The following is a 21,859-nucleotide window of genomic DNA, read 5'->3' as shown; positions in this document are numbered from 1 at the left end:
CGGTGCCGTCGTTCAGGCCGTCGTCGTCGGAGTCCGCGTCGTCGGGGTCGGTCCCGAGACCCGCCTCCTCGTCGTTGGTCAGGCCGTCGTCGTCGCGGTCGGAGTCGACCACCGGGAAGTCGTCGCCGGCGACCAGCGGGTCGGTGCCGCGGTCGACCTCCGGGCCGTCGAGGACGCCGCCGTCGTCGGTGTCCGGGTCGAGCGGGTCGGTGCCCAGCTCGACCTCGGTGCCGTCGTTCAGGCCGTCGTCGTCGGAGTCCGCGTCGTCGGGGTCGGTCCCGAGACCCGCCTCCTCGTCGTTGCTGAGACCGTCGTCGTCGCGGTCGGCGTCGACCACCGGGATGTCGTCGGCCGCGTTGTTGGGGTCGGTCCCGCGTCCGACCTCGGTGCCGTCGTCCACCCCACCGTCGTCGGAGTCGGGGTCGAGGGGGTCGGTCCGCGTCTGGTCGACCTCGCGGCCGTCGGTGAGCCCGTCGTCGTCGGAGTCGGCGTCGTCGGGGTCGGTCCCGAGCTCGGCCTCCTCGTCGTTGGTCAGGCCGTCGTTGTCGGGGTCCTGCGCCCCCGGGTCGCACTCGACGCCGCCCGCGGGGGCCAGAGCCTGCGCGGTGAGGCGGCCGAGGTCGAGCGACACGTCCACGAGGGGCCCGGACAGGACCGTGCTGATCTCCAGGTCGACAGCCACCACGGCGTCGAGCGAACCGCGCCCGAGCGCGCCCGTGCTGGTGTCGGCGTCGTCGAAGGCGGCCACCGTGAGGGCCACCGTGGCGCCGGGGAGGTTGAGACCGATCGACACCGGACGGCCGTCCGCCTCGATGGTGGTGACGGTCCCGTTCGCACGGCGGACCCGGACCACCGAGCTCTGGCTCGTGAGCTTCCCGGTGGTGCCGTCCGAGGTCGCGGTCAGCGACACGGGACGGACGACCTCGATCGTGACGCCGCCGAGGGTCCGGCTCCCGCCCAGGACGTCGACGTCGCCGACGGACGTCGTCGCCGTCGACACCATCCGGGAGGAGCCGTCGGGCTGGTCCTCGAGAGCGGTGCTCGTGGTCGTCTCGGAGGCCTTGACGGCGAGCGCCCTGACCCCGAGCACGTTGATGAGGTTCAACCCGGCGAGGGTCGTGCGCGAGGTGCCGAGCTGACGCAGCCCGTTCACGCCGGCCACGCACTGCTCGGCGTTCTCGTACGACGCCGCGACGTCGCCCTCGACGACCCCCGCGGTCGCGACCGGGCTGAGGTTCACGGCCGCCAGGCGCCGGAGGTCGGGGTTCATGGACGGAGGTGCCGTGGCGGTGGTCGAATCCGCCGAGACGCTGCCGCCGCCGAGCCCGGCCTCCACGTTGGTGCTCGTCGCCCGCACGGCGGGCGCCGTCCGGCTGTCGACCGTCGTGCGCGAGTGGCCGACGAACAGGTCGGCCAGCCCCGCGCCGCCCAGGGCGGAGCGCAGCCTCACGACGTCGCCGTGCGCGTCACCGGTGTAGGTGGCCGGCAGCGGAGCCGCCGAGGCGGTCGTGGTGGGGGCCGCCAGGGAGAGGGCGGCGGCGGTGCTGACGACCACGACGCCGTGGACGGCGCGTCGGGCCAGGGACGGCTGGGACATCGGAGCTCCAGGTGCGCAGGGAATACCTCTGCTACCGGAGTATTGTTGTCACAACCAATGGATGTGCGGGTTTGGCGAAATCAGTCCCGATCGGAGACGAGGTCCGCCACGAAGAGGGCGGTCCCGGGCGTCAGGAGGCCCCGCAGGCGGGACCATCCGCCCCAGGTCCGGTCGTTGTCGGCGGGCCACCGGGGCTCCAGAAGGTCGACGAGCACGAACCCGTGCGCGTGGAGCAGGCGGACCCAGTCGCCGAGGGTGCGGTGGTGCTCGACGTAGGCCACGGTGTCGGTCGCGTCGTCCACCTCGACGTACGGCGTCCTGTCCCAGTACGACGACGTGGCCGTGAGGCCGGGCTCGTCCGGGTCGTCGGGGAACATCCAGCGCGTCGGGTGGGTGATCGAGAACGCGAAACGACCGCCGGGGCGCAGCACCCGGGCCGTCTCCGCCAGCGCGTCGTCGATGTCGGCGACGAACTGCAGCGCGCCGAAGGAGCAGAAGACGACGTCGAAGGCGTCGTCGACGAAGGGGAGTGCGGTGGCCGTGCCGCGCACCGCGGGCACCGTGATCCCGGTGTCCTCGTCCAGGCGCCGCGAGTGCTGCAGCTGGCGGTGCGAGAGGTCGAGCCCCACGCCGCGGCCGCCCTGGGCGGTCACCCACCGGGAGCACTGCCCCGCGCCGCTGCCGACCTCGAGGACGTCGCGGTCCCGGACGTCACCGAGCGCGCCCGCGTCGGCCTCCGTCAGGCCCTCCGGTCCCCAGAGGAACCCCACATCGCCGAGGTAGTCGCCGTGGGTGGCCTGGTACTCGTCCGCGTAGGCGTCCCAGTCGGGGCCGTTGGCACGCCGCGACTCCTCCTCGTCGACGCGCCGCCGCTCCACCCGGATGGGCCGGCGACCCGCGTCGCTCACCCCTCGCCCGCGCCGCTCGCCGCCGAGCCGAGGGCCCGGCGCCGTGGTCCGCCCGGCAACCGGTTCGCCAGGTCGCCCAGGGGGCCGACCGCGTGCTGGAGGCTGTCGGCGGTCGCCGCGAGGGAGGGGATCACGGCCGCGAGCTCGCGCAGGCGCGGCTCGACGGCCTCGAGGGCCGGTCCCAGCGCCACCAGCCGGTCCAGGGTTCCGCCGTCGGCGACGAGCGTCTCGACGAAGCCCTCCTCGGCGAGCATGCGCTCCACCAGACCCCCGGGCGCGAGCACCCGCTCCAGCACGCCGTCGTCACGGGTGAGCCGGTCGAGGACGCCGCCCGGGGCGAGCAGCCGGTCGACGAGGCCGTCACCGTCGATCAGTCGTTCCACCGCCCCACCCGGCGCCAGCAGCCGGTCGATCGTGCCGTCGGGCTGTGTGAGGCGGTCCACGGCCCCGCCGGGGGCCATCAACCGGTCGAGCGGGCCGTTCTCGGCCGAGAGGCGGTCGAGGACACCGCCGGGCTCGGCCAGCCTCAGCACGGGCCCGTCCTCGTCGAGGAGTCGGTCCAGGGTGCCGCCGCGTCGCAGCATCCGGCCCAGCGGCCGGTCCGCGGCGAAGACCGAGTCCAGGGTCCGCACGATGCGCATCACGGCGGCGTCGTCGGCCAGCAGCTCGTTGACCCTCTCGGAGGTCCCGCCGGCGCCGATCAGGCCCCGGACCATGTCGGCGTAGCCGCCGGGACGCCGGACGGGACCGTCCGGGTGGGTCAGGGTCCCGAGGACGAGGGTGGTCCGGGTGGCGGCGACCCCGAGCCGGAAGGGGAGGGTCACCAGGTCGGGCAGAGCCATGCGCCGGAGCGTAGTCGCCCGGCGGCGTACCCTCAGGTTGGACGGCCCCGGAGCGGGCGCGTAGGCTTGACCTGCGCTGAGCCTGCTGTGCCCGCGGACCGAAGCGGAGCCCAGGCTGATCTCTCGATCGGAACAGCCTCGCGCGCGCCCGTACGACTCCATTGACCCCGAGGACCACCCCACTCCATGACGAGCACCCTCTCGAACTTCCCCGACCTCCACGATGACGACGCCCCCCAGGTGGCGGTCAACGACATCGGGTCGGAAGAGGACTTCCTGGCCGCGATCGACCTGACGATCAAGTACTTCAACGATGGCGACATCGTCGAGGGCGTCATCGTCAAGGTGGACCGCGACGAGGTCCTCCTGGACATCGGCTACAAGACCGAGGGTGTCATCCCCTCGCGCGAGCTCTCCATCAAGCACGACGTCGACCCCAACGAGGTCGTCGAGGTCGGCGACGCCGTCGAGGCGCTCGTCCTCCAGAAGGAGGACAAGGAGGGTCGGCTGATCCTGTCCAAGAAGCGCGCGCAGTACGAGCGCGCCTGGGGCACGATCGAGCAGGTCAAGGAGGAGGACGGCGTCGTCGAGGGCACCGTCATCGAGGTCGTCAAGGGCGGCCTGATCCTCGACATCGGCCTGCGCGGCTTCCTGCCCGCCTCGCTGGTGGAGATGCGGCGCGTCCGCGACCTCCAGCCGTACGTCGGCCAGAAGCTCGAGGCGAAGATCATCGAGCTCGACAAGAACCGCAACAACGTCGTGCTCTCGCGTCGTGCGTGGCTCGAGCAGACCCAGTCCGAGGTCCGCCAGTCCTTCCTGACCCAGCTCCAGCGCGGTCAGATCCGCAAGGGCGTCGTGTCCTCGATCGTCAACTTCGGCGCCTTCGTGGACCTTGGTGGCGTCGACGGCCTGGTGCACGTCTCCGAGCTGTCCTGGAAGCACATCGACCACCCCTCCGAGGTCGTGGCCGTGGGCGACGAGGTCACCGTCGAGGTCCTCGACGTCGACATGGACCGCGAGCGGGTCTCGCTGTCGCTCAAGGCGACGCAGGAGGACCCCTGGCAGCACTTCGCCCGCACCCACCAGATCGGTCAGATCGTCCCGGGCAAGGTCACCAAGCTGGTGCCGTTCGGTTCGTTCGTCCGCGTCGAGGAGGGCATCGAGGGCCTGGTCCACATCTCCGAGCTGGCCGAGCGCCACGTGGAGATCCCGGAGCAGATCGTCAACGTCAACGACGACGTCATGGTCAAGATCATCGACATCGACCTCGAGCGTCGCCGCATCTCGCTGTCGCTGAAGCAGGCCAACGAGACGGCCACCGCGGCGGACGCCGAGGAGTTCGACCCGACGCTGTACGGCATGACCGCGTCGTACGACGACCAGGGGAACTACATCTACCCCGAGGGCTTCGACTCCGAGACCGGCGAGTGGCTCGAGGGCTACGACGAGCAGCGCGCGACCTGGGAGGAGCAGTACGCCAAGGCGCACGCCCGCTGGGAGGCCCACGTCAAGCAGCAGGCCGAGGCCCGTGCGGCCGACGCCGAGGCCGGCGAGGCCACGTCGTACTCCTCCGGCAGCGAGACGGTCAGCTCGTCGCGCTCCGGCGGCGACGACGAGGGCGAGTCCACCGGCGGTGGCTCGCTCGCCTCGGACGAGGCTCTGCAGGCCCTGCGCGAGAAGCTCACCGGCGGGGGCAACTGACCCGCAGCACCACCTGACGCACGCGAACGGCCCCACCTCCTCGGAGGTGGGGCCGTTCGTCGTTCCGGTGGTGCGGGTGGTGGTGGTCCGCTCACGCGGCGAGGTCCCAGGGCGGGGCGAAGGAGTCCGGCTCGTGGCTGCGCGGCGGAGCGGTACGAGGGCCGGGGGTGTCACGGAAGACCTGGTGGACGGTGCGGGCCAGCAGGCCCAGCGAGACGGCGGCGGTGAGGAGGACGATCAGTGCGGTGGTCATGGCAGTCATCGTGCGCCCATCCAGATGCTGCCACCACTGGCATGAATGCCGTTGCCCGTTGATTTCCTGCCATCGGTCCGTCAGGGTGGGGGGATGCTGAAGGTCGCGGTGCTGGTGCAGGACGGGGCGGAGGCGTTCGGGCTGGGTGCGATGTGCGAGGTGTTCGCCGAGCCGTACCACCCCGAGGACGACAACCCGGTCTTCGACTTCGTCGTCGCCACGCCGCGGCCGGGTCGGGTGACCGGTTCGTCCGGCTTCGACCTGCACGTCGACGCCGACCTGGGGGCGGCCGACGACGCCGACCTGGTGGTGGTCACGCCGAAGCGCGACTTCCTCGAGCCGTCGCCCGAGGTCGCCGCCGTCGTCCGAGCCGCCCACGAGCGGGGGGCGTACGTCCTCGCGCACTGCACCGCCGTGTTCGTGCTGGGGGAGGCGGGTCTCCTCGACGGCCGCCGCTGTGCGACCCACTGGCGGCACGCGCCGGCGCTGCGGGAGCGCTTCCCCGACGCGCTCATCGATTCCGACGTGCTCTACGTCCAGGAAGGGACCATCGTGACCGGCGCGGGGGCGGCCGCCGGTCTCGACGCCGCGCTGCACCTCCTGCGGGAGCTGTACGGCGCCCGGCACGCCGCGACCGCCGCCCGTCGGATGGTGGTCCCACCGCACCGCGACGGCGGGCAGGCGCAGTTCATCGCCCGGCCCGTGCCGGAGTGCGACGGGGAGTCCCTGGGCCCGCTCATGGGGTGGATCACCGAGCACCTCGAGGACGACCTGAGCGTCGAGGCTCTCGCCCGGACCGCGCACATGTCGCCGCGCACCTTCGCCCGGCGGTTCCGCGACGAGACCGGCCAGACCCCGCACAGCTGGGTGACCCGGCAGCGGGTCCACGCCGCCGAGGAGCTGCTCGAGCGGACCGACCTCGGTGTCGAGCAGGTCGCCCACCGGGTCGGTTTCGGCAGCGCCGCAGCCCTGCGGCACCACTTCGCCCGGGTGCGCGGCCTCGCGCCCCTGGAGTACCGACGCCGCTTCGGCGCGGCCTGAGAGGCTGGGCCCGTGTCGGTCGAGATCACGGTCCGCGGAGAGCACGAGGTGCGTCGCGCCCCCGAGCGGGCCACCGCCAGGGTCGCCGTCCAGACGGAGGGCGCGAGCGGCGAGGAGGCCCAGGCGCACCTCGGCGCGGCCGCGGCCCGGGTCGCGGACTCGCTGCGCGCCCTGCACGACCCTGGCCACGGACCCGTCACCTGGTGGTCGAGCGACACCGTCCGCAGCGGTGCCCGGAGACCGCACCACGACAAGGGCAAGCAGCTGCCGCTCGTGCACACGGCGGCGCAGGGCTTCAGCGCGAAGTTCTCCGACTTCGGCCGCCTGGGCGCCTGGCTGACCGCGTCGGCGGCCGTCCCGGGGTTCTCCGTCGCCGGTGTGGGGTGGACCCTGACCGACGCCCTGCGCAGCACGCTGGTCGTCCAGGCCCGCCACGAGGCCGTCCGCGCCGCACGCACGAAGGCGCAGGACTACGCGGACGCCGCGGGTCTGGGGCCGGTGCGGCTGGTGGCCCTCGCCGACGCCGGCATGCTGGGCGACGGCCTGAACCCGGTCCACGCCCCGACATCGGCCCCGGCCACCCGCATGGCGGCGTCGGCCACGGCGGGGCCCGACCTGTCGTTCGCCCCCGAGGACGTCGTGCTCCTCGCCCGGGTCGACGCGCGGTTCGTCGTCGACTGAGACGTGGACCCGGCCTCTACCGTGGTGCCATGCGTGTCGGACTCACGGGCGGCGTGGCCTCGGGGAAGAGCACCGTCGCGGCGGCGCTGGCCGACCTCGGCGTCGTCCTGGTGGACGCCGACGTGCTCGCCCGCGAGGTGGTCGCCCGCGGCTCTGACGGACTGCGCGAGGTGGTCGAGGCGTTCGGGCCGGAGGTCCTGACCGACGACGGTGAGCTGGACCGGCCGGCCGTCGGGCGGCTCGTCTTCGGTGACGCCGAGCGACGCCGTGCGCTGGAGGGGATCATCCACCCCCGGGTGCGCGCCCGGGCGGCCGAGATCGAGGCCGCGGCACCCGCGGGGGCCCTCGTCGTCCACGACATCCCACTGCTCGTCGAGACCGGTCAGGCCGGTGACTTCGACGCGGTGGTCGTCGTCGACGTGCCCGTGCAGGTGCAGACCGAGCGCATGACCGCGCACCGCGGCATGAGCGAGGAGGACGCCGCCGCGCGGATCGCGGCCCAGGCCGACCGGGACGCCCGCCTCGCGGTCGCGACGCACGTCGTCGACAACAGCGGCGACCTTGCGGCGCTGCGGGCCCGGGTGGCGGAGGTCCACGCCGACCTGCTCGCCGCGTCCGCCCGATGACGGTCGCTCGCGGGTGCCACAGGACCCCACCGGGACCTCGACGCGGCCCACTGCTTCGCGCGCTCAGCAGCGGGCCCTGTTTGATCTGATCCGCTGACGCGGCTGCTCCGTCGTCGCAGCCGCGGCGGATCAGGCGGCCAGGTCGGGGTCCGCGAAGGTGCGGAGCTTCTGCAACGCCTCCCGCTCGAGCTGGCGGACCCGCTCGGCGGAGATGCCGTGCTTGACGCCGATGTCGGCCAGCTTGTGCTGGCGGCCGTCGGTGAGGCCGTAGCGCGAGCGGATGATGTCCGCGGCACGGTCGTCGAGCAGCCCCACGAGGTCGTTCAGCCGGTCGCGGGACTCGGTGTCGAGCACCGTCAGGTCCGGGCTCGGCGCGGTCTCCTGGGCCATGAGGTCACCCAGGGAGGTGTCACCGTCCTCGTCGACCGGGGTGTCCAGGCTGACGTGCTCACGGCCCCAGGACAGCAGGTCGAGGACCCGCTCGACCTCCATGCCGAGCTCGCCGGCGATCTCGGCCGGCTCGGGCTCACGGCCGAGCTGGCGCTCCAGGGTGCGGCGGGCGCCGCCGACCTGGTTGAGCTCCTCGACCACGTGCACGGGCAGGCGCACCACGCGGGCCTGCTGCGCGATGCCGCGGGTGATGGCCTGCCTCACCCACCAGGTCGCGTACGTCGAGAACTTGTAGCCCTTCGCGTAGTCGAACTTCTCGACCGCGCGGATCAGGCCGGTGTTGCCCTCCTGGATCAGGTCGAGCATCGGCATCTGCGAGCGGCCGTACTTGCGTGCGATCGAGACCACCAGACGCAGGTTCGCGTTGATGAAGGTCTGGACGGCGCGCTCACCCTCGGCGGCGATCCACTCCAGCTCCTCCTGCGAGGCGCGCATGGGGGCTCCGCCCTTGCGGCGACCCACGCGGCCCTCCTTGAGCAGCGCCTCAGCCATCAGGCCGGCCTCGATGGTCTTGGAGAGCTCGACCTCGGTGACGGCGTCGAGGAGCGGGGTGCGCGCGATCTCGTCGAGGTAGAGGCCGACGCTGTCGCGGCCCTCGATCTCGCGACTCGCGCTGGGCCGGGCTGCGGTCCGTGTTGCCATGCGACGCCTCCTCCTCCGGTCGGTCCCGCCATCTCGTCCGAGGCGGTGCACCGACATCCACACAACGGGTTCGTCCCCGGGTGGATTCCCGGATGTCCGTTCGTGCCTGTCACCTCATCCGACGACCGGAGCGACCCGGAAGTTGCCCGAACGGCGGAATCTCAGCGACTTCTCAGGCCCGGTACCCAGCGGAGCCGGTCCCTCACCGGCGGCCGATCACCCGGCGAGTCCCAGGCGGTCGAGGATCCAGGCCATCGAGAACGCGCGGTCGTGCCAGGCCCGGTAGCGTCCGGAGACCCCGCCGTGGCCGGCGGACATCTCGGTGCGCAGCAGCACGTCGCGGCGGCCGACGGCGCGGTCCCGCAGCCGGGCGACCCACTTCGCGGGCTCGACGTACAGCACCCGGGTGTCGTGCAGCGAGGTCTCGGCCAGGATCGGCGGGTAGTCGAGGGCCGCGACGTTGTCGTAGGGCGCGTACGCCGCGATCCGGTCGTAGACCTCGGCCGAGGAGGCCGGGTCGCCCCACTCCTCGTACTCGGCGACGGTCAGCGGCAGGCTGGCGTCGAGCATGGAGGTCAGCGGGTCGACGAACGGGACGGCGGCCACCACGCCTCCGAACTGCTCGGGCGCCTGGTTCACGACCGCGCCCATCAGGAGGCCGCCGGCGCTGCCTCCCTCGGCGACGGTCCGCTCCGGGGTGGTCCACCCGGCCTCGACCAGCCGACGTGCGCAGGCGACGAAGTCGTCGAAGGAGTGCTGCTTTGCGCCGAGCTTGCCGTCGTCGTACCAGCGACGCCCCATCTCGCCGCCGCCCCGGACGTGGGCGATCGCGAACGCCGCGCCCCGGTCGAGGAGCGAGAGGCGGGAGAGCGAGAACGACGGGTCCATCGAGATCTCGTAGGCGCCGTAGCCGTAGAGCAGCAGGGGGAGCGGCTCGGCCGGCCCCTCGGCGCCCTCGTCGAGCAGGTCGCGGCGGCACACGAGGCTGATCGGGACCTGCTCACCGCCGGTCGAGGTGGCCCACAGACGCTTCTCGACGTAGTCGTCGGGGTCGTACCCGCCGAGCACGGGCTGGCGGCGCAGGAGCGTCAGCTCGTCGGTGCGGACGTCGTAGTCGTAGATCGACGTCGGCAGGGCGAGCGACAGCAGGCCCACCCGGACCGTGGGCTGCTCCCACGCCGGGTTCGACCCGGACCCGACGGTCCGGATCTCGCGGTCGAAGTCGACGAGGTGGTCGCGGGCCACGCCGCGGGGCAGGCCCTCGCCCGTCTCGCCGAGCTCGAGCACGCGCAGCTGGGTGAGGCCCCCGCTGCGCTGGTGGACCACCAGGTGGGAGGCGAAGGCGTCGACGTCCTCGAGGCGGACGGCGGGGTCGTGGGCCAGCAGCGGCTCCCACTGCTCGGCCGGGGTCGGGTCGAGCCCGGCGACCGCGAGCTCGTGGTCGGGGCCGGTGTGGTCGTGGAGGACGAGCAGGACGTCGCGGCCGTCGAGGACGGCGTGCTCCAGGGAGTAGTCCAGGCCCTCGCGGCGCTCCGCGAACACCCGGAAGCCGAGCTCGGGACGGTCGGCGTCCAGGACCCGCCACTCCGCGGTGGTCTTCGAGCCGGACGCGACCATGAGGAAGCGGTCGCTGCGGGTCCGCCCGATCCCGGTCCCGAAGCGGGCGTCGGTCTCGTGGTGGACGAGCTCGTCGCTCGACTGCTCGGTGCCGAGCCGGTGGCGCCAGACCTTGTCGGGGCGCCATGACTCGTCGACGGTCGTGTAGTAGACCGACCCGCCCTCGCGGTCCCACGTCACGCCGCCCATGACGTCGGTCAGGACGTCGTCGGGCGCGGTGGCCGGCTCCGCACCGGCCGGGGGGACCAGGGCGCGGAAGCGCACGGTGTAGCGCTCGTCGCCGACGACGTCGACGGCGTACGCGAGCAGGCGGTCGTCGGGGCTCACCGCGGCGCCGCCCAGGGAGAAGAAGTCGTGGCCCTCGGCGAGGGCGTCGAGGTCGAGCATGACCTCCTCGCCCGGCAGCGCGGGCTCGTCGGGCGCGCAGTCGGCGGCGGGCTCCGGCGGGTTCCAGTCGTCCGGGTCGGCGACCGGGACCCGGCAGGAGGCGCCGTACTCGCGGCCCTCGAAGGAGCGGCCGTAGTACCAGTGGCCGCGCCGGCGGGAGGGGACCGACAGGTCGGTCTCCCGGGTGCGCGCCCTGATCTCCTCGAACAGCGTGGAGCGCAGGCCGGCGAGGTGGGCGGTGGCGGCCTCGGTCCAGGCGTTCTCGGCCTCGAGGTAGCCGAGGACCTCCGGGTCCTCCTTGTCGCGCAGCCAGTCGTGGTCGTCGACGCGGGTCCGGCCGTGGTGGGTGGTCTCGACGGGCCGGGCGGGAGCGAGGGGAGGGGCGACGGGCGGGGCCGCGGGTGCATCCATGCCGGCGACGCTACCCAGCGTCGCCGACGTCGTCCGGTGCGGTCCCCGGCTCGTCCGGGTGGTGCCACCGGTGCAGCCGGGGGTCGTCGTCGGGGAACGAGCGGACCGGGCCGGGCGGGGTGTCGGCGGTCTCGAAGCGCACCGTGACGACCGAGCGCCCCGAGCCCCACACCCACCCCCGGCCGTGCTCGTCGTGGACGACGTCCGCGCCGGCGGGCCATCCCACCGGTGCGCCGCGCGGCGGCGGCAGGACGACGTCGTCGACCGGCGTCGTCCCCGGCGCGTCGGCCTCGCCGAAGAGGTCCTCCTGCACCCAGTCCGCGAGCCCGGAGACGCCGACCCCCAGCAGCCGGACGCCGCCGGACGTGTCCAGGTCGGCCAGGAGGCCGCGGGCGAGGCGCCCGATGGTCGCCGCGTCGTCGACGGGGGAGCCGAGGGTGCTGGAGCGGCTGACGGTGGTGAAGTCGTGCATCCGGACCTTGATGGACACGGTGCGCCCCGACAGGCCGTGCGCGCGCAGCCGCTCGGCGACCCCGCCCGCCTGCCGCGTCAGCAGCCCCTCGAGCAGTCGCCGGTCGACGAGGTCGGTCTCGTAGGTGTCCTCGACGCTGACCGACTTCGCCTCCCGCCCGGCCTCGACCGGGCGGTCGTCCTCGGCGCGGGCGAAGCGGTGCAGCGCGGCACCGTGCGCCTGCCCGAGCTCGCGGACCAGCTCGGCCACGCCCTGCGCCTCGAGCTCCGCGACGGTGTGGACGCCGAGCCGTCGCAGCCGCTCCACCGTCGCCGGCCCGACGCCGGGGATCACCGAGACGTGGCGGGGACGCAGGAGGTCGCGCTCGGTGCCCGGCTCGACGACGACGAGACCGTCGGGCTTGTCCAGCTCGCTGGCGACCTTGGCCAGGAACTTGCTGCTCGCGACGCCGACCGACGCCGTGATCCCCCCGGTGGCCTCGTGGACCCGCGTCCGGAGCTCCTCGGCCACCGCGCGCACCGTGCCGGGCTCCAGGTCGGGCAGGGCGTCGGTCGCCGCGGCGAGGTCGACGAAGGCCTCGTCCAGCGAGAGCGGCTCGATCTGCGGCGACACCGAGCGCAGGATGTCCATGACGATCCCGCTGGTGCGCCGGTACTCGTCGAAGCGGGTGCCCAGGTACGCCGCGTGGGGGCAGCGGGCCCGTGCCTCGCGGGTCGACATGGCCGAGCGGACGCCGTACCGGCGGGCCTCGTACGACGCGGTGGCGACGACCCCGCGCCCGCCGGTGCCCCCGACCACGACGGGCTTGCCCCGCAGGGACGGCTTGTCCCGCTGCTCCACCGCCGCGTAGAACGCGTCGAGGTCGAGGTGGAGCACGCTGGCGTGGGGACGCACGGCCGCAACGTACCCGCCGGCGCCGCACCGGTTCGCCTCCACAGCCGCACGCGGCGCCGGGTTCTGCACAGGTGCCGCGGCGCGGGGCGTGGTCGCCGGTCCGGCGGGGAGGTTCCGGTCATGACGAGCCCAGACCTGACACCCGAGACACCCGGGGCACCCCCGACGGCCCCCGGCCCGACCACCGAGCCCGTGCGCCTGGTCGCGCGCGGTCGCGACGACCTGCTGGCGATGGTCCCGACGATGCTGGGCTTCGTGCCCGCGGAGTCGGTGACGATGCTGACGTTCTCCGCCGCCCGGCCGTTCCACGCGCGCGTCGACCTGCCTCGCCGCCAGGACGAGGAGGTGGTGGTCGCGCTCCTGCTCGAGCCGGCGCTGCGCCACCGCGTCGGCCGGGTCGCGTTCGTGGTCCACAGCCGGCGCGGCGACGGCTTCGCCCGGTTCGGGCGCCGTCTCGTCGACGCGTTCCTGGACGCCGGCATCGGGGTCGTCGAGGTGCTCCTTGCCGACGGCGACCGGGTGTGGTGCCTCGACTGCGACGAGCCGTCCGCCGGCCGCGACCGGCGTTGCGCGGGGCACCCGTACGACGTCTCGGCCCACCCCTTCGTCGCGCACGCCGTCCTGGAGGGCCGGGTGGTGCACGCCTCCCGGGAGGAGCTGGCCTCGACCCTGGAGCCCGACGCGGCCGCGCGGACGTCGTACCGGAGGGTGGCCGAGGCGGCGGCCCGGCACGGGGCCCGGCTGGCGCCGACCGCGCACGGCCGCGAGGCGTCCTGGCTGCGTCGCACCGTGCGCCGCCACCTCGACCTCGGCACCCGTCCCGACGACATGCGGCTCGGCCGGGTCCTGGCGGACCTCGCCGAGGTCGGGCTGCGGGACTCGTGCTGGGAGCGGATGGACCGCGAGGACGCCCGCGCGCAGGTGGAGCTGTGGCGCGACGTCGTCCGCCGGGCCCCCGACGCGCTGGTCGGCCCGGCCGCCGGCGTGCTGGCGTACGCCGCGTGGCTGACCGGGCACGGCGCCCTCGCCTGGTGCGCGGTCGACCGGGGGCGCGCCCACGCGCCGGAGCTCGACCTGCTCGTGTTCGTGGCCCGGATGCTCGAGCAGGCCGTGCCGCCCGACGAGGGGGACGGCGACCGCCTGTCGGCGGACCGCGCGCCCGGGGGCCCGCAGGTGGCATAGTCCCCGCCATGGGCAAGGAGGTCGCGGCTCAGGAGTTCTCCCGGGCCGACCGCACCCGGCACCGCGAGAAGGTCCGGCTCTGCCTGGACGTGTTCGCGCGGATGCTGCGGGAGTCGGCGTTCGAGACCGACGACCCGATGACCGGGCTCGAGGTCGAGCTGAACCTCATCGACGACGCCGGCGACCCGGCGCTGAAGAACGGCGAGGTGCTCGAGAACCTGGCCGACCCGGACTTCCAGACCGAGCTCGGGCAGTTCAACATCGAGGTCAACGTGCCCCCGGCGACGCTGCGCGACGGCGGTCTCGGCGCCTTCGAGGCCAGCCTGCGCCGCAGCCTCGACAACGCGGAGGAGAAGGCCGCGGAGGTCGGCGCCCACCTCGTGATGATCGGCGTGCTGCCGACCCTCGCCGAAGGCCACATGGCGACCGAGTCGCTCAGCCCCAACCCGCGCTACCGCCTGCTGTCGGAGCAGATCCTCGACGCCCGCGGCGAGGACATCCTCATCGACGTCACCGGGCCCACCGAGCGGTTGCGGACCACCGCGGACTCGATCATCCCCGAGGCGGCCTGCACCAGCACCCAGCTCCACGTGCAGACGACCCCGGACACGTTCGCGGCGTACTGGAACGCCTCGCAGGCCATCGCCGGCGTGCAGCTGGCCATCAGCGCCAACTCGCCGTACCTGCTGGGTCGGGAGCTGTGGCGCGAGACCCGCATCCCGCTGTTCGAGCAGGCCACCGACACCCGCAGCGAGGAGCTGAAGGTGCAGGGCGTGCGGCCCCGGGTCTGGTTCGGCGAGCGGTGGATCACCTCGGTGTTCGACCTGTTCGAGGAGAACGTCCGCTACTTCCCGGCACTGCTGCCGATCACCGAGGACCAGGACCCGCAGGCGGAGCTGGAGGCCGGGCGGACCCCGGACCTGGCGGAGCTCCGGCTGCACAACGGCACCGTCTACCGCTGGAACCGGCCCATCTACGACGTGGCCGACGGGGTCCCGCACCTGCGGGTGGAGAACCGGCTGCTGGCCGCCGGACCCACCGTCTCGGACACGATGGCCAACGCCGCCTTCTACTTCGGGCTGGTCCGCTCGCTCGCCGAGGCCGACCGCCCGCTGTGGTCGCAGATGTCGTTCTCGGCGGCGGAGGAGAACTTCCACTCGGCCGCGGAGCACGGCATCGAGGCCCGCCTCTACTGGCCCGGGGTGGGGCAGGTGTCCGCGACGGAGCTCGTGCTGCGGCGACTCCTGCCGATGGCGGCCCGGGGCCTGGACAGCTGGGGCGTCGAGCCCGCCGAGCGCGACCGCCTGCTCGGCATCGTCGAGCAGCGCTGCCTGGCCCACACCAACGGCGCCGAGTGGTTCGTGCGACGGGTCGGCGACCGCGAGGCCGCCGGGGACGACCGGTGGGGCGCGCTGCGTCGCACGCTGCTGGACTACCGCGAGCGCATGCACTCCAACGAGCCGGTCCACGCCTGGGACTGAGGGGACCGTCCGGTCCCGGGGGGCGGGCGTCGCAGCCGCTTCCAGGTCCGTCCCGCCCCGGTCGCCGGGTCGTACCACCCCGCGTGGGTGACCACGGCGAGCGCCAGCCCGATCCCCGCCTCGTCGTACGCCGCCCGGCACGCCGCCAGCCAGGCGACGTCGTCGTCGTGGTGGCCCAGCGGACCGCCCCGCGTGACCCAGCACAGCGGGACACGAGGAGCCCCGTCCGGTGCTCCGTCCGGTGCTCCGTCCGCTGGGGCGGCCCACCGGTCGAGCAGGGCGCCCACGACGTCGGTGCGCAGGGCGTGGTCCCACGCCGGTGACGCGCGGCGGCCGGGACGCGGCGGGTCGTCGACGGTGACCCGCCCGACACCGGGGACGCCGAGGTGGAGCGCGGTGGGGAAGACGCGGCGGCGCTCGGCGCAGCGCAGCTCGAGGACCGCCTCGCGCCACGCGGCCGCGTGGACCGTCGGGGCGCGGGCCTCGCTCGCGGACCGGGTCATGGCCCCGAGCCTGACGCGTCGGACGTCACGGCGCACGCGCGTCTCCACAGCCTCCCGCCGCGGGGTCACTTCCGTTACGGTGCGACAAGAGACCGGCCGGGACGACTCGCCCGGCCGGACCCGCGAGGAGGAGGATCGATGGGCACCGTGGTCGTCGGTTACGTGCCGAAGCCCGAGGGCGAGGCGGCGCTGCGCAAGGCGATCGAGGAGGCGCAGCTGCGGGACGCCCGTCTCGTGGTGGTCAACTCCCACCGGGGTGGCTCGGAGTTCGACGGCGACGCCGCCGACGCCGCCCAGGCCCAGATGGGGGCGGCCCGCGAGCTGCTCGACAGCTCCGGGGTGACGTACGACGTCCGTCAGCTCGTGCGCGGCTTCGAGCCCGCCGAGGACCTCATCAGCATCGCGGAGGCCAACGCGGCCGAGCTGCTGGTCATCGGGCTGCGCCGCCGGTCCCCGGTCGGCAAGCTGATCCTCGGCAGCAACGCCCAGCGGGTGCTGCTGGACGCGCACTGCCCGGTCCTCGCCGTCAAGCCCTGACGGTCTCGACGACGACCTCGACCTCGAACCCCTCGGAGCTCTCGAGGTAGAGCGCGTGCCACCCGTGGGCCGTCGACTCCGCCCGGACGCGGCGGTGTCGGGGGAGCGTTCGAGGAACAGAGAGGTGCCGTCGTCCGCCACCCAGAGGTCGAGGTGGTGGATGGCGCGCACCCGCCGAGGTCAGGACGTGGGACGCCGGAGGGCCATCGCGACCGTGCGCGGGGCGGTCTCGACGAACCCTGCGGACTCGTACAGCCGTCGCCCTGGCGCGTCCGCGTTGAGGGTGACGTAGGCCCCGGGCGGGGCCGTCTCCTCGATCCGCGCGAGCAGCCGGGTGAGGACGCGCCGTCCCAGCCCGCGGCCCTGGTGCTCGGGCAGGGTCGCCATGTCGGCCACGTGGAAGTACCAGCCGCCATCACCCAGCACCCGGCCCATGGCGACGGCCTCACCCGTGACGGTGTCCCGCACGTGGCAGAACGCCCAGCTGTGCGCCAGCGCGCCGACACCCTGCTCCCCGGTGACGGGTGTCAGCCCCGAGCGCGCCCGCAGCCCGACGTACTCGTCGAGGGTCGGCGGTCCCCACACCAGCGCGTACGGCTCGTCCGCCGTCTGCTCCCCGGGCACCGGCTCGACCGCCTCGGGCTCGAACCGCAGCTCGACGTAGGTGTAGCAGTCGTCGGTGAGCGTCGCGACGTCCGCGTCGCACCCGGGGCACCGGCGGTTGGGCCCGTCGAGGCCGTCGTGGCCGCAGCAGCCGCCGCTGCGACGCCCGTCCGGGTGGGCCTCCAGCCCGAGGCCGTCGTCAGGGTGGACCACGAGGCACCCCACCGTGCTCGTCGGGGTGCCGTCCTCGCGCGTCCAGGGCGAGGCGGGGTCCACCGCCCAGGTGCCCCGGCCCATCGTGGGGAGGTGCGCCCCGGTCTGCGGGACCTCGTGACGCGCGGGCAGCGCGGCGAGCCGGACCACGGGCAGCGTGAGGGGTCGTCCGCACCCGCGGCAGGAGAGGACATCGGCGCTCATGCCTCCAGTGTGGCGCGGCATGATGGCGTCATGGCCCTCCACATCACCGGCGACGAGGCCGCCGACCAGGTCCTCGACTCCTCCCCGTTCGCGCTGCTCGCCGGCATGATGCTGGACCAGCAGTTCCCGATGGAGGCGGCCTTCGCCGGCCCGGCCAAGGTCGCCGACCGGCTCGGCACCATCGAGCCCGCGGCGGTGGCCGACGCCGACCCGGAGGAGTTCAAGGCGCTGTGCGCGACCCCGCCGGCCGTGCACCGCTTCCCGGGCTCGATGGCCGCCCGGCTCCAGGAGCTCGCCCGGATCGTCGTCGAGACGTACGACGGGGACGCCTCGCGGCTGTGGTCGGAGGCCACAGACGGCGCCGACCTGAAGAAGCGCCTGACGGCGCTGCCCGGTTTCGGCGACCAGAAGGCCCGCATCTTCGTGGCCCTGCTCGCCAAGCAGTGCGGCGTCCGGCCGGACGGGTGGGAGAAGGTGGCGGGGGACTACGCCCAGGAGGGCTACCGGTCCGTCGCCGACGTGACGGACGGCGACAGCCTGCTGAAGGTGCGTGCCTTCAAGAAGGAGAAGAAGGCGGCCGCGAAGCGCTGAGGGCCCCGGGGGGCGGGCCCGGTCACCGTACGTACGTCTCAGGATGGTTTCAGGTTGGCTTCAGCGTCACCTCAGGTTGGGGAGACGACCAGTGGCCTGTCACAATAGAAATCGCGGCACTTGACGCCTCCGGGCTTGCCGCGCGCCAAACCCCGTCCACGAGAGGTATGTGTGTCCTCGACCGCTCGCTCCCCGCTCCCCGACGAGGTGCTCCGGCACCCGGCTCTCTCGGCTCTTGTCGATCGCGGCTCGGCCTCCGGGGTGATCAGTCCCGAGGACCTGCGCGTCGCCAGCGAGCAGGCCGCCGTCGAGCCCCGCCACCTCAAGGCGCTGCTCGGCCATCTCTCGGCGCTGGGTATCACCGTCGAGATCGGCCTGAACGCCTCGCTGCGCGCCGTCGCCGCGACCAGCACCAAGCGTTCCGCGACCGCGACCGCGAAGGCCCCGGCGAAGAAGGCCGCCGCCAAGAAGGCGCCCGCGAAGAAGGCCCCGGCCAAGAAGGCCGCCGCTGCCGCCGCCGCGCCCGTCACGGTCGACGCAGCGGCCGCGCCCGCCGTCGACGCCGACGGCAAGAAGGTCCTGCCGGACATCCCGGACGAGAAGTTCGAGGCCGACGTCAAGACGGACCCGACCATCAAGGAGGACGAGCAGCAGGCGTTCGTCGTCTCCGCGGCGGACGACACCGACGAGCCCGAGCAGCAGGTCATGGTCGCCGGCGCGACCGCCGACCCGGTCAAGGACTACCTCAAGCAGATCGGCAAGGTGCCCCTCCTCAACGCCGAGATGGAGGTCGAGCTCGCCAAGCGGATCGAGGCCGGTCTCTTCAGCGAGGAGAAGCTCGCCAAGGGCGGCCGCATCAGCCCGAAGATGCTCGAGGAGCTCGAGTGGATCGTCGAGGACGGTCGTCGGGCGAAGAACCACCTGCTCGAGGCCAACCTGCGCCTCGTCGTCTCCCTCGCCAAGCGCTACACCGGGCGCGGGATGCTGTTCCTGGACCTGATCCAGGAGGGCAACCTCGGTCTGATCCGCGCGGTGGAGAAGTTCGACTACACCAAGGGCTACAAGTTCTCGACGTACGCCACCTGGTGGATCCGTCAGGCGATCACCCGCGCGATGGCCGACCAGGCCCGCACCATCCGCATCCCGGTGCACATGGTCGAGGTCATCAACAAGCTCGCCCGCGTCCAGCGGCAGATGCTCCAGGACCTGGGCCGCGAGCCGACCCCGGAGGAGCTCGCCAAGGAGCTCGACATGACGCCCGAGAAGGTCGTCGAGGTCCAGAAGTACGGCCGCGAGCCCATCTCGCTCCACACCCCGCTGGGTGAGGACGGCGACTCCGAGTTCGGCGACCTGATCGAGGACTCCGAGGCCATCGTCCCGGCCGACGCCGTGTCGTTCACGCTCCTCCAGGAGCAGCTGCACGCCGTCCTCGACACGCTCTCCGAGCGCGAGGCGGGCGTCGTGAGCATGCGCTTCGGCCTGACCGACGGCCAGCCGAAGACCCTCGACGAGATCGGCAAGGTCTACGGCGTGACGCGCGAGCGGATCCGCCAGATCGAGTCGAAGACCATGTCGAAGCTGCGCCACCCCAGCCGCTCGCAGGTCCTGCGCGACTACCTGGACTGACGCGATCCCCGCTCCACCTGCGTCTCCGCAGGTGGGGCGGGTCGGTCCCCTCTGTCAGTGGTAGGCGACGCTGTCGGAGCGGATCTTGGCGCCCTGAGCGATCTCCGGGGTGTGACCGCGACGTCGGGCGTCATCGGCGACGATGTCTCCGTCGGGCTCGTACGCCTCGACGTACGCCCCCCACCGGATCGAGGACGGGTTGCCGAGGCAGCGCCGGGCGACCTCGAGGCGGATGAGGTTCACGCCGGCGTTGAAGGTGGAGCGCAGGCCCCGGCCGCCGCAGTCGATCGCGCGGTCGTTCTTGTACAGCACTCGGTCGGTGTAGAACGAGTTCCTCTCCGACTGGAAGAGGTAGGTGTCACCGCCCGGTGTCCTGAGGAGGGTGCTGCCCCGGACCTGGTCGTCGGGCTCGAGCTCCCGGACGGCGATCCTCACCACCACGCGGCCGCCGTGGGTGACCGTGGAGGAGCGGATCTCTGCGGTCTTGTCGGTCGCGGTGCTGAACCCGCCACCGTCCCATCTCGTGACGACGGTGACGTCCTGGACGGGGTCGTTGTCGCGGGCCTCCGCCGCGCTGGCGGGCGCGGCGGCAGCGAGGGGGAGCACGATGGCCGCGACGAGGCCCCCCGTCGCAGCGGTGGGGAGGGAACGGGAGCGCTTCACTGGGGCCTCCGGGGTGGTGGGTCCTCGTGTCGTGGGGACCGTAGGCGCCGCCGCCTCTGCCTGCGCTCAACGGTGCTGCAAACGACACGCAAGACTGGGCCGGGGGCGAGAACCCTCGGCTCGCCCTCAGGAGCCCTTCACCCGGAACGCGCCGGAGAGCTCGGCGGTGTTGCCGGCGACGTCCGTGGCGGTGGCGGTCCAGGTGCGCGACGCGCCCTTCTGGCCGGACACGATCCGTCCGTAGGTGACCGAGCACGCCCGGGCGATCCCGGAGTGCCCGTCCTGCGCGACGCAGCGCACGGGCTTGGCGTCGCGCGCGTACGGCGCGGCGCCCGTCAGGGAGATCCTCAGGTCGGGGACGGCGTCGTCGACCTGGACCGGGGTGCGGACGGTGGCGACCGTGTCGCTCGCGTCGACGACCCTGCCGAGGACCCTCGTCCCGGGTCGTGTGCGGGTGAGCCTGACCGGGGAGGGACAGCTCAGGGGCGCGACTCCGCCGCCGCACGTGTAGGTCACCCTGACGGGCGTCCGGTACCAGCCGGCCGCGTTCGGCGACCCGGCGCTCGTCACCCGAGCCGTGACGAACAGGCGCGGCACCCGGACGACGACGTCCTGCGTCACCCGGTCCGCCCTCCGGAACCCGTTGCCGGCGGCCTGGTCGGCCGCCACGGAGCAGGTGCCGGTGGCGTCGAAGGTGACCTCGCCGGTGCCGGCGTCGTACGAGCATACGTCGGTGGAGGACCGGGGGATCGAGAACGTGACCGGGTTGCCGGAGCCGCCGCCGGTCGCGGCGGGGGTGTAGACGTCACCCGGGACCGCCCGGGTCGGGGCTGTCGACGTGAAGGCGATCTCCTGCGCCGGAGGGCGTGTGTCGAGGCTCAGTCCGGTGGGCTGCGTCAACCCTTCGACGACGACGGTCGCCTGGCCGCCCCGAGCGGGGATCGTGAGGAGCGTGCCGGCGCGCTGGTCGTTCACGTAGATCGACCCGTCGTCCCCGACCGCGAGGCCGGAGGCGAGCCCGGGGAGCACGGCGAGCGTGACGGGGGCACCGCCGCCGGCGGGGATCCTCTTCACGGTGCCCGTGCTGGGCTCGCTGAACACCAGGGAGCCGTCGGGTGCCTCGACCACGTCGGCGGGCTGCTCCGGCAGACCCTCGGCGACGGTCCGGTCCTCGCCGTCGGGGGTGATCTCGTGGATCGACCCGAAGTAGTCGGAGGCGAGGACGTTGCCCTGGTCGTTGACCGAGATCATCGTCGGCCCGACCAGGGAGGCGAGCTCCTGGGGGTCCCCTCCCGCCTCGGGCTGGACCAGGAGCTGGTTCGCCCCGCCGTCGGAGACGTAGACCGTGCCGTCGCTGCCGACGGCGACACCGTAGGCGCCGACGTAGCCGGGGTAGACCTGCGTGCTGCCGCCGTCGGCTGGCACCCGGTAGACCGTGTCGACACCGGCCACCCACAGGTCGCCGTCGGGGGCGGCCGCGGTGTCGGGCGTCGCCGTCGACTCGAGGTGGAGCAGGGTGCTCGGTGTGGCCGAGCCACCCGCCAGGCTCGAGACGCGACCGGCGAACTCGGAGACGAGGAGGTCCGGCCGCGGTGCCGCGTCGACGTAGCCGGACGCAGAGGCGGAGGCCGGGGCGTCCAGCCCCGCCAGGGTCAGGGCGACCACGGCGAGGCCGACTCCGCAGGTGTGGACATGACGACGTGCACGACGAGGCACAGGTTCCTCCGGGGCTGC

The 21,859-nt window shown here is 73.5% G+C and carries 20 protein-coding genes; 9 read left to right on the top strand and 11 right to left on the bottom strand.

The window, feature by feature from the left end; all coding sequences use genetic code 11:
- The 3 genes from Q0858_RS14455 to Q0858_RS14445 form a co-directional block, all read right to left on the bottom strand.
- The coding region (locus Q0858_RS14455; protein ID WP_299055700.1) for a hypothetical protein at positions 1–1,597 on the bottom strand (1,597 nt) is incomplete at its 3' end.
- An 80-nt stretch (positions 1,598–1,677) separates the two neighbouring features.
- Entirely contained in the window at positions 1,678–2,505 is an 828-nt protein-coding gene (locus Q0858_RS14450) for a class I SAM-dependent methyltransferase (RefSeq protein WP_299055697.1), read from the bottom strand.
- Entirely contained in the window at positions 2,502–3,347 is an 846-nt protein-coding gene (locus tag Q0858_RS14445; RefSeq protein ID WP_299055694.1) for a hypothetical protein, read from the bottom strand. Before Q0858_RS14445 ends, Q0858_RS14450 begins: the two co-directional genes overlap by 4 nt.
- A 186-nt stretch (positions 3,348–3,533) precedes the next feature.
- Here Q0858_RS14445 and rpsA point away from each other — a divergent pair, with 186 nt between their 5' ends.
- Positions 3,534–5,048 (top strand): 30S ribosomal protein S1, encoded by a 1,515-nt coding sequence (rpsA, locus tag Q0858_RS14440; protein WP_299055691.1) that lies wholly within the window; start codon positions 3,534–3,536, stop codon positions 5,046–5,048.
- Between the two features lie 91 nt (positions 5,049–5,139).
- On the opposite strand, the gene Q0858_RS14435 is transcribed toward rpsA, so the two are convergent.
- A complete protein-coding gene (locus Q0858_RS14435) occupies positions 5,140–5,301 on the bottom strand; it encodes a hypothetical protein (protein ID WP_299055688.1) in 162 nt (53 codons plus the stop codon).
- A gap of 93 nt (positions 5,302–5,394) precedes the next feature.
- On the opposite strand from Q0858_RS14435, the gene Q0858_RS14430 reads away from it, so the two are divergent.
- Genes Q0858_RS14430 through coaE form a run of 3 tightly spaced genes read left to right on the top strand, consistent with a single transcriptional unit; the run spans position 5,395 to position 7,649 of the window.
- Entirely contained in the window at positions 5,395–6,342 is a 948-nt protein-coding gene (locus Q0858_RS14430) for a helix-turn-helix domain-containing protein (protein WP_299055686.1), read from the top strand.
- 12 nt (positions 6,343–6,354) lie between these two features.
- Positions 6,355–7,023: an SIMPL domain-containing protein gene (locus Q0858_RS14425; RefSeq protein WP_299055683.1), complete on the top strand. Its 669-nt coding sequence runs from the start codon at positions 6,355–6,357 to the stop codon at positions 7,021–7,023.
- A 29-nt stretch (positions 7,024–7,052) separates the two neighbouring features.
- Entirely contained in the window at positions 7,053–7,649 is a 597-nt protein-coding gene (gene coaE, locus Q0858_RS14420) for a dephospho-CoA kinase (RefSeq protein WP_299055680.1), read from the top strand.
- A 129-nt stretch (positions 7,650–7,778) separates the two neighbouring features.
- Here the strand turns inward: coaE and Q0858_RS14415 are convergent, their stop codons facing one another.
- The 3 genes from Q0858_RS14415 to Q0858_RS14405 all read right to left on the bottom strand — a co-directional run bounded on the left by Q0858_RS14415 (position 7,779) and on the right by Q0858_RS14405 (position 12,522).
- Positions 7,779–8,741 (bottom strand): sigma-70 family RNA polymerase sigma factor, encoded by a 963-nt coding sequence (locus Q0858_RS14415; RefSeq protein WP_299055677.1) that lies wholly within the window; start codon positions 8,739–8,741, stop codon positions 7,779–7,781.
- Between the two features lie 216 nt (positions 8,742–8,957).
- Positions 8,958–11,156, bottom strand: a complete 2,199-nt coding sequence (locus Q0858_RS14410; protein WP_299055674.1) for a S9 family peptidase — start codon at positions 11,154–11,156, stop codon at positions 8,958–8,960.
- Positions 11,157–11,166: 10 nt separating this feature from the next.
- A complete protein-coding gene (locus Q0858_RS14405; RefSeq protein ID WP_299055671.1) occupies positions 11,167–12,522 on the bottom strand; it encodes a DNA polymerase IV in 1,356 nt (451 codons plus the stop codon).
- Between the two features lie 120 nt (positions 12,523–12,642).
- On the opposite strand from Q0858_RS14405, the gene Q0858_RS14400 reads away from it, so the two are divergent.
- Positions 12,643–13,704 carry a DUF4192 domain-containing protein gene (locus Q0858_RS14400; protein WP_299055668.1) on the top strand — a complete coding sequence of 354 codons (1,062 nt, stop codon included), beginning with the start codon at positions 12,643–12,645 and terminating at the stop codon, positions 13,702–13,704.
- 8 nt (positions 13,705–13,712) lie between these two features.
- Positions 13,713–15,185: a glutamate-cysteine ligase family protein gene (locus Q0858_RS14395; RefSeq protein ID WP_299055665.1), complete on the top strand. Its 1,473-nt coding sequence runs from the start codon at positions 13,713–13,715 to the stop codon at positions 15,183–15,185.
- Here Q0858_RS14395 and Q0858_RS14390 read toward each other — a convergent pair.
- On the bottom strand, positions 15,137–15,688 hold the full coding sequence (locus tag Q0858_RS14390; RefSeq protein ID WP_299055662.1) for a hypothetical protein: 552 nt from the start codon (positions 15,686–15,688) through the stop codon (positions 15,137–15,139). The genes Q0858_RS14395 and Q0858_RS14390 overlap by 49 nt on opposite strands.
- 138 nt (positions 15,689–15,826) lie before the next feature.
- On the opposite strand from Q0858_RS14390, the gene Q0858_RS14385 reads away from it, so the two are divergent.
- Positions 15,827–16,225 (top strand): universal stress protein, encoded by a 399-nt coding sequence (locus Q0858_RS14385; protein WP_299055659.1) that lies wholly within the window; start codon positions 15,827–15,829, stop codon positions 16,223–16,225.
- Between the two features lie 180 nt (positions 16,226–16,405).
- On the opposite strand, the gene Q0858_RS14380 is transcribed toward Q0858_RS14385, so the two are convergent.
- A complete protein-coding gene (locus Q0858_RS14380) occupies positions 16,406–17,245 on the bottom strand; it encodes a GNAT family N-acetyltransferase (protein ID WP_299055654.1) in 840 nt (279 codons plus the stop codon).
- A 30-nt stretch (positions 17,246–17,275) separates the two neighbouring features.
- Between Q0858_RS14380 and Q0858_RS14375 the strand changes: the two genes are divergently transcribed.
- Positions 17,276–17,836 carry an HhH-GPD-type base excision DNA repair protein gene (locus Q0858_RS14375; protein WP_299055652.1) on the top strand — a complete coding sequence of 187 codons (561 nt, stop codon included), beginning with the start codon at positions 17,276–17,278 and terminating at the stop codon, positions 17,834–17,836.
- A gap of 387 nt (positions 17,837–18,223) precedes the next feature.
- Positions 18,224–19,462, top strand: a complete 1,239-nt coding sequence (locus Q0858_RS14370) for an RNA polymerase sigma factor (RefSeq protein WP_299055747.1) — start codon at positions 18,224–18,226, stop codon at positions 19,460–19,462.
- A gap of 54 nt (positions 19,463–19,516) precedes the next feature.
- On the opposite strand, the gene Q0858_RS14365 is transcribed toward Q0858_RS14370, so the two are convergent.
- Positions 19,517–20,125 (bottom strand): hypothetical protein, encoded by a 609-nt coding sequence (locus Q0858_RS14365; protein WP_299055649.1) that lies wholly within the window; start codon positions 20,123–20,125, stop codon positions 19,517–19,519.
- Between the two features lie 126 nt (positions 20,126–20,251).
- The gene (locus Q0858_RS14360) at positions 20,252–21,790 is read right to left on the bottom strand and encodes a hypothetical protein (protein WP_299055647.1); all 1,539 of its coding nucleotides are present in this window, start codon (positions 21,788–21,790) and stop codon (positions 20,252–20,254) included.
- Between the last annotated feature and the right edge of the window lie 69 nt (positions 21,791–21,859).

The sequence above is a fragment of the uncultured Nocardioides sp. genome, from assembly GCF_947489365.1.
GTDB lineage: Bacteria > Actinomycetota > Actinomycetes > Propionibacteriales > Nocardioidaceae > Nocardioides.
Note: the sequence above shows the minus strand (reverse complement) of the source record. Positions and strands in the feature narration are given on the sequence as shown.